Source organism: Elstera litoralis (assembly GCF_000963705.1).
GTDB lineage: Bacteria > Pseudomonadota > Alphaproteobacteria > Elsterales > Elsteraceae > Elstera > Elstera litoralis.
The window spans coordinates 1-13023 of sequence record NZ_LAJY01000224.1; the positions used below are offsets into that span (position 1 = coordinate 1).

The window sequence follows — 13023 nt, forward strand, 5'->3', positions numbered from 1 at the left end:
AATGGGATGGAACATCGGTATGCAGCGCCAATTTAGCGCCTATCGCCCGGTCGCGCATCAATTGCGCGCAGGAATCAATCGTGTGATCGATATCGAAGGCCTGTTCCATCAACTCGAATTTACCAGCGGCGACTTTCGAGAGGTCGAGAATATCGTTAATAATTTCAAGAAGATGGGTGCCAGAGGTGAACACATCGCCCGCATAGGCCCGGTAGCGGTCCGAGCCCAAAGGGCCGAACATTTCCGACTTCAAGACTTCCGAGAAACCGAGAATGGCATTCAGCGGCGTGCGCAACTCGTGGCTGACATTGGCCAGAAACTCGTCCTTAGCGCGGGCCGCCGCTTCTGCCGCATGCATCGCCTCGCGCAATTCACGCTCGTTGGAGCGCAGGGTTTTCACCATGCGGTTGAAGGCCGAGACCACCACGCCCAATTGATCGTTACTCTCCCAGCGCACGGTCGGCCATTCGCGGTTTTCGATGCGCTCGATGGCGCGCAGCATCAGCCGCAGCGGGCGGAAAACCAGTTGTTGCAGCGAGAGAAATACCGCGCCGATCATCAACACCGCGCCCACGGCAATTGCAGCGCCAGCGGAAAGAAGCTGGAGCCGCAGGGTTTCGTTCAACGAAACCTGCGACATGGCGACGGTCAATTGCCCTAAGGGAACGGCATCCCGCGCCACCGGATGCGGCACAACCCGCGTAACGGTGAGAATATCGGTCCCCTCCAACCGCCCGAAACCGTGGATGAACTTGCCGGTTTCATCCAGCAGGCGCGCCCCGACGATGTCGGGATCTTGCGCGAGGGTATCGACGATGCGGGTAATTTGGGGGGCATTCAATTCCCACAGGGGCTGGCTGAGGGCCTGTACCTGCACATCGGTCGTTACGGTCGCGCGCGTTCCCAAGGCTTTCAGCCCGTCTTCCGCCGCCGAGGTCATCAGCACAATCAACAGCATACACAGTGCCAGCACCATGACGGGGACGACGATCAGCGCCAGCTTAACCTGAAGCGAGGCCCCGCTGATCCACGACATCCGTTGCCCCGGCAAAAGCGACGGCACGCCGGAGAGCGCCGAATCGTCGCTTACCGACTCGCGCGTACCAGAGGCCGCTTGCGTCGGATGATCCGAGGCGTTTGCGTCGGGAGCCAGCACGATTTCTCCTTAACGTTCCCCTGTTTCCCCTGCACCCCGGCCTTAGCAAGCGGGTACATCCACAACCATATCCGAAAGAAATCGCCCTGTCCTGTCTTCTTAACCAATACGCTTAGGACAAGAAACAGGGCATGGGCAGGCAATCCGATCGCGGACTGTAAAGGGAAACATCAAGAAGATTGGAGAGTTACGAGGGGGGCGGCTGAATGGCCGATTGTTCCGGCTTCACCTTAGCCGAATAAACAATGCAATTGCTGGTGCGGTCCCGATAAAACCAATAGTCGCGCCCCGGCTGGCGCGCCCCGGTCGGGTCGAACAGATTGAGCCCGTTGCCCTTGGCCCCGCCGACCAAAGATGCCCCGTTCGGCCCCTGAAAATGCGCCGAATATTTATAAGCGACGCGCTGATTGAAGCGCCCGAGCGAACACATTTGGCTCAGTTTTTTATCAAGGTCGCCCACCTGCCACGATGGCAGCAGAGTGCGCACGATCTTATTGACGCCTTTGGGGGGAATCTGATTGCTCGGAATTTGTGCCCCGGCAGATACCGAAAGCCCCAACACAAAAAGCGCCGCACTCACGCCGAGCGCCGCGCCAAACTTGTAAGTACCGGTTTTCAGGTAAAAACTGACCACCGCCCGCTAACCCCCTGAGAAGCTTCTAACCTAACCGTATCAGAAGATCTCGACCCAGGCTAGCGGGTCGATCATATGCGCCTTAGACGGAGATATTGACCAACTGGCCTGCGGCATTTGCGGCCTTGGAGGCCTCAACCGAGGCTTCGATGATGCCCACGACAGCCCGTTCGGCTTTCGTCTGCTGGCGGAACACTTCAATCGCCACATCCATGCTCACGGCGGATTTATTGAGGGTGGTAATCGCCCCCGTCAGGCTCGATACATCCATTGGGATTCTCCCTGAAACGCGTTTTACGTCTGAGTCATACCCCAGGGCGGTTGAAATATCCAGCCCCTTTCCCGCAACAGCGAGGGTTGACATTTCACCAAAGCGAACGAATATTCGTTTTATGCCCAAACTCTCCCCTCTCCGCCTTGCCACCCGCCGCCAAGCGATCTTGGAAGCCGCCGAACGCGCCTTTGCCCGCGATGGCTTTCACGGCACCAGCATGCAGGCGATTTGCCGGGAGGCCGGTATTAGCCCCGGAACGCTCTATCTTTATTTTCCCTCGAAAGTGGCGCTGATCGAGGGCCTGTGCGAGCGCGACCGCCATGAGATCCGCGATGCGCTAAGCCATGTCGAAGTCGCCGCCGACATTCTAAGCGCGCTTGAAGATATGCTCACCCATTACGCCTGCGTCGAGCCGCAAGAGCGCCGCGCCTTGATTTTCGAAATCGGGGCCGAGGCGCAACGCAACCCCGAGGTCGCCAAGATCATGGTGGAGACCGACGCCTTCTTCTCCACCCTGATTCGCAATACGATCCTAAAGGCCATCGCCGATGGAAAACTGATCCCCCATGCCGATGTCGAGGCGATCGTCGCCCTGCTCTTTGCCGTGGGAGACGGTATTTTATGGCGCGCGACCATTCGCCCCGAATTGGATAATCGCGCCATCATCGCCACCATCTTTACCTTGCTGCGCGCCAAACTCCTGACCCCAACCGTGGATACCCGTGCCTCATGATCCGCTCGTTTCATGCCATCGCCCCGGCGCATCTTTTGCTCGCCGCCGCCCTCACGCTCGCCCCCTTAGCCGCGCGCGCCCAAGATGTCGGCCCCAAGCCGCCGATGGTGAGCGTCGTCGCGGCTGAAAAGCGGTCGATGGTCGCGAAGGTCGCGGTGACAGGCAGTATCGTTGCGCGCGAAGAAATTCTGGTTTCCCCCGAAATCGAGAATTTGCGCATTATCGAGATTCTGGTCGAGGAAGGGGACCGGGTTGAAAAGGGGCAAACCCTCGCCCGCCTCTCCCGCGAAACCTTGGAAACCGAGCTTGCTCAACTCGAAGCCGCCCAAGCGCGGCTGACCGCCGGGATCGCCCAGGCCCGCAGCCAGATCACTCAAGCCGAGGCCAGCCGAGTGGAAGCCTCCGCCGCGCTTCAGCGCAGCCAATCCCTGCGGCAAACCGGCAATGCCAGTCAGGAGTTGCTCGATCAGCGCACGGCGACCGCCCGCACCGCCCAAGCGCGCGTTGGCGCAGCCCAAGACGGCGTTCGCGTCGCCGAAGCCCAGCGCGCCGAAATGGAGGCGCAAATCCGCGACGTGCGCATTCGCCTGGGCCGCACCGAAGTTAAAGCCCCCGCCGCTGGGATCGTCAGCCGCCGCACGGCAAAACTGGGTGCCCAGACCGCCAATAGCGCCGAGCCTTTGTTCCGCCTGATCGCCGATGGCGCGCTCGACGTGAGCGGCGATATTCCCGAAAGCCGCTTTGCCCAAGTGAAGCTGGGGCAGAGCGCCGAAATTCAACTCCCCGATGGGCAAAGCGTGACGGGCAGCGTGCGCCTGCTCTCACCGATGGTGAATACCAGTACGCGCCTCGGCTCGGTCCGCATCGCCCTGCCCCCTACCGCCCCGGCGCTAATGGGCAATTTCGCGCGCGGAACGATCCAGGTTGCGCAGAAAACCGCCCTCGCCGTCCCCACCGCCGCCTTGCTGTTCGGCGCGACAAAAACGACCGTGCAGGTGGCGAAGGATGGGCGGGTTGAAACCCGCACCGTCCGGGTTGGCATCCGTGCGGGCGGCCTTGCCGAGATCGTGCAGGGCGTGGCCGAAGGCGAGTGGATTATTGCCAAGGCCGGAACTTTCCTGCGCAATGGCGACCGCATTCGCACGCAAGAAACCCCTCTCGACGCCGCACTCGTCGGCGACGAAGCCACCCTCGGATCGGGGAATTAGTCGATCATGGCGATGAATATTTCCGGCTGGGCCATCCGCCGTCCGATCCCCTCGGTGATGCTATTCGTGATTCTGATGGTGCTCGGGGTGGTTTCCTTCCTGAAGCTGCCGATCACGCGCTTTCCCAATATCGACGTGCCGGTCATCAGTATCACCGTCACTCAAACCGGGGCCGCTCCGGCGGAGCTTGAAACCCAGATCACCAAAAAGGTGGAAGACGCCATCGCCGGGCTCACCGGCGTCAAGCATATTGGCTCCACCCTCACCGACGGCAGTTCGGTGACGACGATCGAATTCCGCCTGGAAATCGATAGCGACCGGGCGCTGAACGACGCAAAGGATGCGGTTGCCCGCATTCGCGCCGATTTGCCGCGCAGTATCGACGAGCCGATCATCGAACGGGTGGATGTCGTCGGCCTACCCATCGTCACCTATGCCGCCACGGCCCCCGCCATGACGCCGGAGGAACTCTCCTGGTTCGTCGATGATGTGGTCGCGCGCGATCTGCAAAGCGCCAAAGGCGTTGGTAAGGTCGAGCGCGTCGGCGGGGTGACCCGTGAAATTCAGGTCACGCTCGATCCGAACCGCATGCTCTCCCTGGGCGTGACCGCCGCCAATATCACCCGTGCCCTCAAAGCCGTGAATATCGACCTTGCCGGCGGGCGTAGCGACCTTGGCACCCAGGAACAATCGATCCGGGCGCTCGGCGGCGCGAAAACTCTCGCCGAACTCGCCCAAACGCCGCTGATGCTGACCGGCGACAAGCTGTTGCGCTTATCGGACGTGGCGACCGTCACCGACACCTACGCCGAGCCGCGCACTTTTGCCCGGCTCGACGGGCAGCCGGTGGTGAGCTTCAGCATCTACCGCAGCAAAGGGGCCAGCGACGCCGATGTCGCCAAGGCGATTGAAGGCCGCATTGCCGGGCTAATGCAGACGCACCCGAATGTCACCCTGTCGCTGATCGATAGTTACGTGACCTATACGGTTGGCAATTACCATTCGGCGATGGATACGCTGATTGAGGGCGCGGCCCTGGCCGTGCTCGTCGTGCTGATCTTCTTGAAGGATTTACGGGCGACGCTCATTACCTGCATCGCCCTGCCGCTCTCGATCCTGCCGACCTTTTGGGTCATGGATATGCTCGGCTTTTCGCTCAACCTCGTCAGCCTGCTCTCGATTACCTTGGTGACGGGGATTCTGGTCGACGATGCCATCGTCGAGATCGAAAACATCGTTCGCCACCGGCATATGGGCAAATCGCCGTATCGGGCTGCGATGGAAGCGGCGGATGAAATCGGCCTCGCCGTGATCGCCATTACCATGACGATTGTGGCGGTCTTTGCCCCCGTCAGCTTCATGGGCGGCATCGCCGGGCAGTATTTTAAGCAGTTCGGCATTACCGTTGCCGTCGCCGTGCTCTTCTCGCTGCTGGTGGCGCGCCTGATAACGCCGATGATGGCCGCCTATCTGATGCGCGGCACGCCCCATCTCGATAAGCCGGAAGGCTGGCTGATGCGGCGCTATATCCGCTTGGTCGACTGGTCGGTGCGCTGGCGCGGGGTGACCGTGGTGCTCGGCTTGGGTATTTTCGGCCTGTCGATCTGGTCCTCCACGCTCTTGCCCAGCGGGTTTCTGCCGACGGAGGATACGGCCCGGACCGTGCTGGCGCTTGAATTCCCACCCGGAACGCGCCTTGCGGAAACCGAAGCGGTGGCCGACCGCGTCACAGCAACCCTGAAAGAGCTCCCGGAAGTCCGATCGGTCTTTGTCGATGGCGGCCGAATTCTCGGGCAAGGGCTGGAAGTACGCAAAGCCTCGCTCGTCATTAACCTCACCCCGAAGCAGGAACGCTCCCGCAGCCAAAGCGAGTTGCAGACCCTCATTGGCCAGCGCATCGCAGATTTCCCCGACCTGCGTTACTGGTTCGTCAATGAAGGCGGGCAGCGGGCCCTCAGCCTCTTGGTGACGGGCGGTGAAACGGCGGTGATTGAAGATCTCGCCAATGATCTCGCGGCGCAAATGCGCACGCTGCCGCAACTCGAAAATGTCGTCTCGACCGCCGCCCTCGACCGGCCCGAAGTGCGCATTGTGCCGGATCGGGAGCGGACGGCGCGCCTGGGCATTTCCACCGAAACCCTCTCGGAGGTGGTCCGCGTCGCCACCATCGGCGATGTCGCCGCCAATCTGCCGAAATTCACTGTGGGCGACCGGCAAATTCCGATTCGCGTGCAGATCGATCCTGCCCAGCGCGGCGATTTCGAGTTGCTCGAAAACCTGACGGTGCCGACCGCGAGCGGAACCCCCGTGCCCTTAGGGGCGGTTGCCCAGCTTACCCTCGGCCAGGGGCCGGCCACGATCAACCGTTACGACCGTGCCCGCAAAGTTTCGGTGGAAGCCGATTTGTTCGGCGACACGCCGCTCGGCCTTGCCACCGACGCCGTTAAAGCCCTGCCCATCGTCCAAAGCTTCCCGCCGGGCGTTGAACTGAAGGAAACCGGCGACGCCGAAGTGATGGGCGAAGTCTTCACCGGCTTTGCCTTGGCAATGGGCGCGGGCATTATGATGGTGTATGCCGTGCTGGTGCTCTTGTTCGGCTCCTTCTTGCAACCCGTGACCATTCTCTTCTCGCTCCCGCTTTCCATCGGCGGGGCCATCTTTGCGCTGTTCATCACCCAGCAACCGATTTCCATGCCTGTTGTGATCGGCTTCCTGATGCTGATGGGTATCGTCACCAAGAACGCCATCATGCTGGTCGATTTTGCCGTCGAAGAAATCGCCCAAGGCGTGCCGCGCCGCGAAGCGATTGTCGATGCCGGGCGCAAGCGTGCCCGCCCGATCATTATGACCACCATCGCGATGGCCGCCGGAATGGTGCCCTCGGCGCTCGCGTTCGGCGACGGCGGCGAGTTCCGCGCCCCAATGGCGATTGCCGTCATCGGTGGGTTGATCGTCTCGACGGTGCTATCGCTGGTGTTCGTCCCCGCCGTCTTCTGCCTGATGGACGATATGGCGAAATGGCTCTGGCGCTTCTTCAGCCGTTTTATCGGCCCCAGCGAGGAGCCGGACGCAGAAACGATGCGGGCCGAGATGCCGCGCGATGGGCGCGTGCAACCGGCGGAATAAGCTTCCGCCCCCAACAAGCAAGGCCATTCCAACCGGAATGGCCTTTTTGCTTTTGGGCGATGATTTTCATTTTCGGGGGAAAAAATGGTCGGAGCGACAGGATTCGAACCTGCGACCCCCAGACCCCCAGTCTGATGCGCTACCAGGCTGCGCTACGCTCCGACCGTTTTGTGCCAAGGCTAATCGCCGCAGCAGGTAGCGACTATAGACGGGGTGCGCGGGGCATGCAAGCGATGGCGACGGCCTCGGTTGTATGGGATGCCAAGGGTTTATCTGCCCCGCCCATAAAAAAAGGCGACCCGATTGGATCGCCTTTTTTAAACTCTGTCGAAACGCTTAGCGCGATAAGCTGCGGATCAGCGCCTTATGCGCCGCCTCAAGCTCGGCAATCGCATCCTCGATCACAGCGCGCGTTTCGATCGGCAGCACCGCCACCGGACCGCGCGAGAGCGCCAAGGTCGGCAGACGGGGCGCCGCTGGGGCTTCCACCGGCTCCAGATGTAGATCCGTCTCTTCGCTCGGCATTTCCGGCGCTTGGCCAGGGGCGAGGCGGTCCTCGTCGGTCAGCTTGGCGTTCGGGGTTTTCAGAAGCTTCTGAACGCCCTTAATCGTATAGCCGTCGCGGTACAGAAGCTCGCGGATGCGCCGCAGCAAATCCACATCTTCCGGGCGATAGTAACGGCGACCGCCGCCGCGTTTCAGCGGTTTGATTTGCGGAAATTTGCTTTCCCAAAAGCGCAGCACATGGGGCGGCACGTCGAGATCGGCGGCAACTTCACTGATTGTCCGGAACGCGCTGGCCGATTTCGTTACGCGGCGCGCGCCCTGGTCCGTCACCTCGGCGGTGCTCATTCACCCGTCTCCCGTGTTTCAACCGCCTGCATGCCTTCGTTGATCCTGTTCTTGAGAACATGGGACGGCCGAAAGACTAAAACTTGTCGGGGCATGATTGGCACTTCTTCCCCAGTTTTGGGGTTGCGGCCAATGCGTTCGCCCTTCTTACGCACCGAGAAGCTACCAAAGGAGGAGATTTTGACCATCTCGCCGTCCGCAAGCGCGTCGGCGATTTCCTTCAAAACCGTTTCCACCAGTTGAGCGGACTCGTTTCGGGACAATCCAACTTCCTGATAGACCGCCTCGCTAAGCTGAGCGCGAGTTACTGTCTCTTCGGTCATCGAGCCCCCCTTTACCTATCAGCCCGTACCGTACCGCCAGTGCGGCGATCCGTCAATTGCGTTTGTCTAACAACGCATTGGGTAGGCTTGCTGAACCATAACCTGAGTCCGTCCCGCAATCGGAAAAGCGCGACACCCTATGGTATGTCCACACCCTGCCCGACCCGCGCTCTGTTACAGGCTTATCACAGCTTAGATGAAGTGATGGATTGAGAAAACTATTTATGACATTGACCGTTAATGTTTTTTTAATAGGATTTGCGAGGCATTTTATCGATTCCCCTCCCCCCTATCCCATCGCCGCAATCAATGGGTAGAGCGCCGAGGCGACCAGAAGCGCCGCCATGCCGATATTGATTTGCCGAACCCGGCGCGGATCGCTCATCAGCCGCCGCATCAGCGACCCGAACCCAGCCCAGCATGCAATGCAGGGGCTGCCAACGATCAGAAACGACAGCGCAATCACGATCACGCTCAAGCTAAACGCCTCGGGCAGCGCATAGGTGGAGATGGCACCAATGGCCATGACCCAGGCTTTCGGATTGACCCACTGAAAGGCCGCCGCTTGCAGGAAGCTGAAGGGCTTGCGATTGCCATCCCCCGCCGCCGCCTCGCCCGCCATCGGGGCCGAGTGAGCAATCTTCCACGCGAGATAGAGCAGGTAAGCCGTTGCCACCACGCGCAAAATATCGTGCAGATGCGGAATACGGTCAAACAGCTCGCCCGCGCCGAACCCCACCGCCGCCACCATCCCGCAAAACCGAAGGCAATTCCCAACAAATGCGGTCCGGTGCGCCAAAAACCGAAGGTGAGGCCCGACGCCAGCAGCATGGCATTATTCGGGCCGGGGGTAATCGTTGTGACAAAGGCGTAAGCGGCGATGGCGAGCAGAAGATCGAGCGTCATGGTCCAAAAACTCCTATCGGCGAGGGGACTGCCCGCAGCTTAGGGCCGTGACACAATCTGAAAAACATCTATAGTGTTCCGTGACACTATTACGGAACCCCAATGCGTCTCGCCTCCCCCTGGACTCCCCGTCTGAGCGATAGCGCCGCCCGCCCCGCCGACCGGCTGGCGCAGGCATTGGAAGAAGATATTCACGCTGGGCGCATCCCAGCAGGCGCGCGCCTGCCCGCCCACCGCGACCTTGCCTATCGATTGGGGATCGGCCTTGGCAGCGTCACGAAAGCCTATCAGCGCCTCGAAACCCTCGGCCTCGTCGCCAGTGCCCAGGGGCGCGGCATGTTCGTGCGCCATAGCGACCTGAGCCTGAGCCCGCCGCTCGACCTGAGCCTCAACGCGCCGCCGCAAATGCTGTCGGATCAATTCTTAGCGATGTCGCTCGGCAAACTCGCCCGCCGCTTGGATGCGAGCAGTTTCGGGGCCTATGTGCCCCGGCGGGCCGGGCCGATCACCGGGAGGCGAAGGCGGGTTGGCTGCGCGACCTCGGCATTCCCGCCACCGGCGCGCGCACGTTGCTCTGTAACGGCGCGCAACAGGCGCTCGCCGTCGCCGTCGATCTGGTGGACGCCGCCGGGGTGCAGATGCTGGTCGAACCCATCACCTACCCCGGCATTCTCGACCTGTGCCGACGCCGCAACATCACCCCGCGTGCCGTTGCGAGCGATGAGGACGGTCTGCTGCCCGAGGCGCTGGAACGCCATCTCCATGCGCTGAAAGCCGAAGGGCGGCGCGGGGCGGTTTACGTGATGCCGACAATCCATAATCCGACGACCAGCACGCTGCCCCTCACCCGGCGCGATGCCATCGTGCGTCTCTGCCGCGCCTATGACGCCTGGATTTTGGAAGATGATGTCTATGCGCCGCTCGCGGATGAGGGCCTACCCGCCCTCGCCCAGCTTGCGCCGGAGCGGGTGTTTTACGTCGGCAGCCTCTCGAAGATCGTCAGCCCCGGCCTGCGCATGGGATGGCTGGTGGTGCCGCCCGCTTTTGCCGCCGCCGCCGAAGCTATCCTCGCCAGCAGCACCACGACCGCCGCCCCGCTTTCGTGCTTCCTCCTGGTGACTTGGCTCGAAGACCGCGCCGTCGATACGCTGATGGGGGCGCTGAAGCAGGAGGCCGCCGCGCGCCGCGCCCTTGCGGAGACGATCTTCGCCGATACGCTGCCCGAAGTCCGGATCGCCGGTTTTCACCTCTGGCTTCCCCGCCCCTTACCCGAGGCCGACCGCCTTGCCGCCGACGCCCAGGCACGGGGATTACTGCTGCTGCCGCCGCGAAGTTTCGCCCTCGACGGTACCGAGGCCGCTGGGGTCCGCCTTTGCCTAGGCCCGCCGCCCCACGCCGAATTAGAGCGGGCCTTGCGCCTGTTCAAACGGCTGGCGACCGATGCGAGTAGCCAGCGCGCAAATATTTAGGGGGGCCTCAAGCCCCCCATCGATCCCTCTGAAAACCAGAAAAACGCCCTACATGCGGATAAGCGCAGAGCCCCAGGTGAGCCCGCCGCCCATCGCTTCCACCAGAATGAGATGCCCCGGCTGAATGCGGCCATCGCGCACGGCCTCGTCGAGCGCCAGCGGCACCGAGGCGGCAGAGGTATTGGCATGCCGGTCCAGCGTCACGACGACACGCTCCACTGGCAAGGACAGTTTCTTTGCGGTTGCGTCCAAAATCCGGCGATTGGCCTGATGCGGCACCAACCAGTCGATTGCCGAGGCCTCAAGCCCATTGGCGGCGAGCGCTTCCGTGACCACCGCCGCCAGGTTCGTTACGGCGTGGCGGAAGACTTCTTTGCCCGCCATGCGAACGTGACCGACCGTCTGCGTCGTCGAGGGGCCGCCATCGACATAGAGAATATCATGCTCACGCCCATCGGAATGCAGATGAGTGGAGAGAATTCCCCGATCCGTCACCGCGCCCGCGCCTTCGGCGGCGCGTAAGACCACCGCCCCCGCCCCGTCGCCGAACAAAACGCAGGTGGTGCGGTCTTCCCAATCGAGAATGCGCGTGAAGGTTTCGGCCCCGATCACCAGAATGGTTTTCGCCTGACCGGCCTTAATGAAATTATCGGCAATCGCTAGCGCATAGACGAAGCCCGAGCACACCGCCTGCACGTCGAACGCCGCACCGCGATGCATGCCGAGACGGGCTTGCACTTTGGTTGCCGTCGAAGGAAAAGTGTCATCCGGCGTCGTCGTTGCCAGAATAATCAGATCCAAGTCCGAACCAGAAACGCCCGCCGCTTCCAGCGCCTTCAGCGCGGCGGCGGTGGCGAGATCCGCCGTGGTTTCGCCCTCGGCGGCAACATGGCGCTGGCGAATGCCGGAGCGCTGCTGAATCCACTCATCGGAGGTATCGACCCGCTGCGCCAATTCGTCATTGGTCACAATACGCGCGGGCAGGTAGGAGCCCGTGCCAATAATCTGGGAACGCCAAAAACTCATGGGGCCAAGCTCACGGCTGGAGTGGGGTCCGCCGAGGTTGCCTGAAGCACGGCCACTTGGCTGCGGATTTTATCGATAAACCCATGCATCGCCATATCGACGGCAACGCCGATGGCATTGGCAAAGCCGAGCCCATCGGTGCCGCCGTGGCTTTTAACGGCAATCCCGTTCAAACCCACGAAAACCGCGCCATTATAGCGGCGCGGATCGACGCGGTTGCGGAACTGGGTCAGCGCCGGGCGCATCAGCACATAGGCAATCCGCGCCCAAATCGAGCTTTTGAAGCTCTCGCGCAGGAAATGAACGATAAGCTGGGCGGTGCCTTCGGCGGTTTTCAGCGCGACATTGCCGGTGAACCCATCGGTCACAACCACATCGACCGAGCCGGTCGACAGATTATTGCCCTCAACGAAGCCGTGGAACTGCGCCGCCAAGGGCGATTCGCGCAGCAGAATCGCGGCTTGCCGCAGCTCTTCCCGCCCCTTCATCTCCTCGGCGCCGATGTTCAGCAGGCCAATAGTGGGGTTGGTCAGGCCGAGCACGGCGCGCGCGAAAGCATCGCCCATAATGGCGAATTGCAGCAGATTTTGCGCGTCGCAGGTCACATTCGCCCCAAGGTCCAGCATCACGGTTTCACCGCGCTGGGAGGGAATGATGGAAGCAATCGCTGGGCGATCAATCCCCGGCAGCGTGCGCAGCGAGAGCTTTGCCATCGCCATCAGCGCGCCGGTATTGCCCGCCGAAACCGCCGCCGCCGCCCGGCCATCGGCCACGGCATCCAGCGCCAGGCGCATGGAGGAGCGGCGCCCATTGCGCAGGGCGGTGGACGGTTTTTCGTCGGAGGACACCGATTTATCGGTGTGCAGCACGTGCGAGACTTTCCGCAACAACGGCAAGCGCGCGAGCAGCGGTTCAATCCGCTGTTCGTCGCCAACCATCAGAAAATCTACGTTGGGAAAGCGCTCGCGCGCAATATTCGCACCGTCGATCACGATCGCGGGAGCCCGGTCGCCGCCCATCACATCGAGGGCAATGGTCAACCGAGCTGTCACGGTGCGCCTATCGTCTGGGTCTGATCGAACAAGCCAAAGGGCTTAAGCGGCTGCCGAGGCAACCACTTCGCGGGCATCGTAATGACCGCAGGCCGGGCAGATATGATGCGGACGCTGCAATTCACCACAGTTCGAGCATTCGGTGTAAGCCGAACCCGACAGGGCGTCATGCGAGCGACGCATGTTACGACGGGACTTGGAGGTCTTCTTTTTGGGAACTGCCATAATCTTGAACTCGTGTTAGCGGACATCGCCGAAAAGCGA

Annotated in this window: 13 protein-coding genes, 1 tRNA gene and 1 pseudogene; 5 read left to right on the forward strand and 10 right to left on the reverse strand. The window is 61.7% G+C overall.

Annotated elements, in window-relative coordinates:
• From VZ95_RS28150 to VZ95_RS25435, 3 genes are all read right to left on the reverse strand, one after another.
• Positions 1 to 1156, reverse strand: a 1156-nt coding sequence (locus tag VZ95_RS28150) for a sensor histidine kinase (protein WP_045775652.1), incomplete at its 3' end; no start/stop codon positions are given.
• Positions 1157 to 1343: 187 nt separating this feature from the next.
• Complete coding sequence (locus VZ95_RS09635; RefSeq protein ID WP_045775653.1) at positions 1344 to 1790, reverse strand: hypothetical protein; 447 nt, start codon at positions 1788 to 1790, stop codon at positions 1344 to 1346.
• Between the two features lie 82 nt (positions 1791 to 1872).
• On the reverse strand, positions 1873 to 2061 hold the full coding sequence (locus tag VZ95_RS25435) for a hypothetical protein (protein WP_045775654.1): 189 nt from the start codon (positions 2059 to 2061) through the stop codon (positions 1873 to 1875).
• A gap of 121 nt (positions 2062 to 2182) precedes the next feature.
• On the opposite strand from VZ95_RS25435, the gene VZ95_RS09645 reads away from it, so the two are divergent.
• From VZ95_RS09645 to VZ95_RS09655, 3 genes are read left to right on the forward strand one after another with little or no spacing between them, the layout of a single operon-like run.
• Positions 2183 to 2797 (forward strand): TetR/AcrR family transcriptional regulator, encoded by a 615-nt coding sequence (locus tag VZ95_RS09645; protein ID WP_045775655.1) that lies wholly within the window; start codon positions 2183 to 2185, stop codon positions 2795 to 2797.
• Entirely contained in the window at positions 2794 to 4005 is a 1212-nt protein-coding gene (locus tag VZ95_RS09650) for an efflux RND transporter periplasmic adaptor subunit (RefSeq protein ID WP_045775656.1), read from the forward strand. Before VZ95_RS09645 ends, VZ95_RS09650 begins: the two co-directional genes overlap by 4 nt.
• 6 nt (positions 4006 to 4011) lie before the next feature.
• Entirely contained in the window at positions 4012 to 7131 is a 3120-nt protein-coding gene (locus VZ95_RS09655) for an efflux RND transporter permease subunit (RefSeq protein ID WP_045775657.1), read from the forward strand.
• 85 nt (positions 7132 to 7216) lie between these two features.
• On the opposite strand, the gene VZ95_RS09660 is transcribed toward VZ95_RS09655, so the two are convergent.
• From VZ95_RS09660 to VZ95_RS09675, 4 genes are all read right to left on the reverse strand, one after another.
• Positions 7217 to 7293 (reverse strand) — tRNA-Pro (locus VZ95_RS09660).
• Between the two features lie 174 nt (positions 7294 to 7467).
• Positions 7468 to 7983, reverse strand: a complete 516-nt coding sequence (locus VZ95_RS09665) for a MerR family transcriptional regulator (protein ID WP_045775658.1) — start codon at positions 7981 to 7983, stop codon at positions 7468 to 7470.
• The gene (locus tag VZ95_RS09670; RefSeq protein ID WP_045775659.1) at positions 7980 to 8306 is read right to left on the reverse strand and encodes an integration host factor subunit alpha; all 327 of its coding nucleotides are present in this window, start codon (positions 8304 to 8306) and stop codon (positions 7980 to 7982) included. The genes VZ95_RS09665 and VZ95_RS09670 overlap by 4 nt, the downstream gene beginning before the upstream one ends.
• A gap of 289 nt (positions 8307 to 8595) precedes the next feature.
• Positions 8596 to 9057: a LysE family translocator gene (locus VZ95_RS09675; RefSeq protein WP_232302583.1), complete on the reverse strand. Its 462-nt coding sequence runs from the start codon at positions 9055 to 9057 to the stop codon at positions 8596 to 8598.
• Positions 9058 to 9314: 257 nt separating this feature from the next.
• On the opposite strand from VZ95_RS09675, the pseudogene VZ95_RS26960 reads away from it, so the two are divergent.
• A pseudogene (locus VZ95_RS26960) lies at positions 9315 to 9545 on the forward strand (GntR family transcriptional regulator); the annotation flags it as partial.
• 212 nt (positions 9546 to 9757) lie between these two features.
• Positions 9758 to 10681: an aminotransferase-like domain-containing protein gene (locus tag VZ95_RS09680; protein ID WP_232302584.1), complete on the forward strand. Its 924-nt coding sequence runs from the start codon at positions 9758 to 9760 to the stop codon at positions 10679 to 10681.
• A gap of 48 nt (positions 10682 to 10729) precedes the next feature.
• On the opposite strand, the gene VZ95_RS09685 is transcribed toward VZ95_RS09680, so the two are convergent.
• The 3 genes from VZ95_RS09685 to rpmF are packed head-to-tail and all read right to left on the reverse strand — an operon-like array spanning position 10730 to position 12984.
• Positions 10730 to 11707 carry a beta-ketoacyl-ACP synthase III gene (locus VZ95_RS09685; RefSeq protein ID WP_045775660.1) on the reverse strand — a complete coding sequence of 326 codons (978 nt, stop codon included), beginning with the start codon at positions 11705 to 11707 and terminating at the stop codon, positions 10730 to 10732.
• Complete coding sequence (plsX, locus tag VZ95_RS09690) at positions 11704 to 12759, reverse strand: phosphate acyltransferase PlsX (RefSeq protein WP_045775661.1); 1056 nt, start codon at positions 12757 to 12759, stop codon at positions 11704 to 11706. Before plsX ends, VZ95_RS09685 begins: the two co-directional genes overlap by 4 nt.
• Positions 12760 to 12801: 42 nt before the next feature.
• Positions 12802 to 12984: a 50S ribosomal protein L32 gene (gene rpmF / locus VZ95_RS22965; protein WP_084627702.1), complete on the reverse strand. Its 183-nt coding sequence runs from the start codon at positions 12982 to 12984 to the stop codon at positions 12802 to 12804.
• Positions 12985 to 13023: the final 39 nt, after the last annotated feature.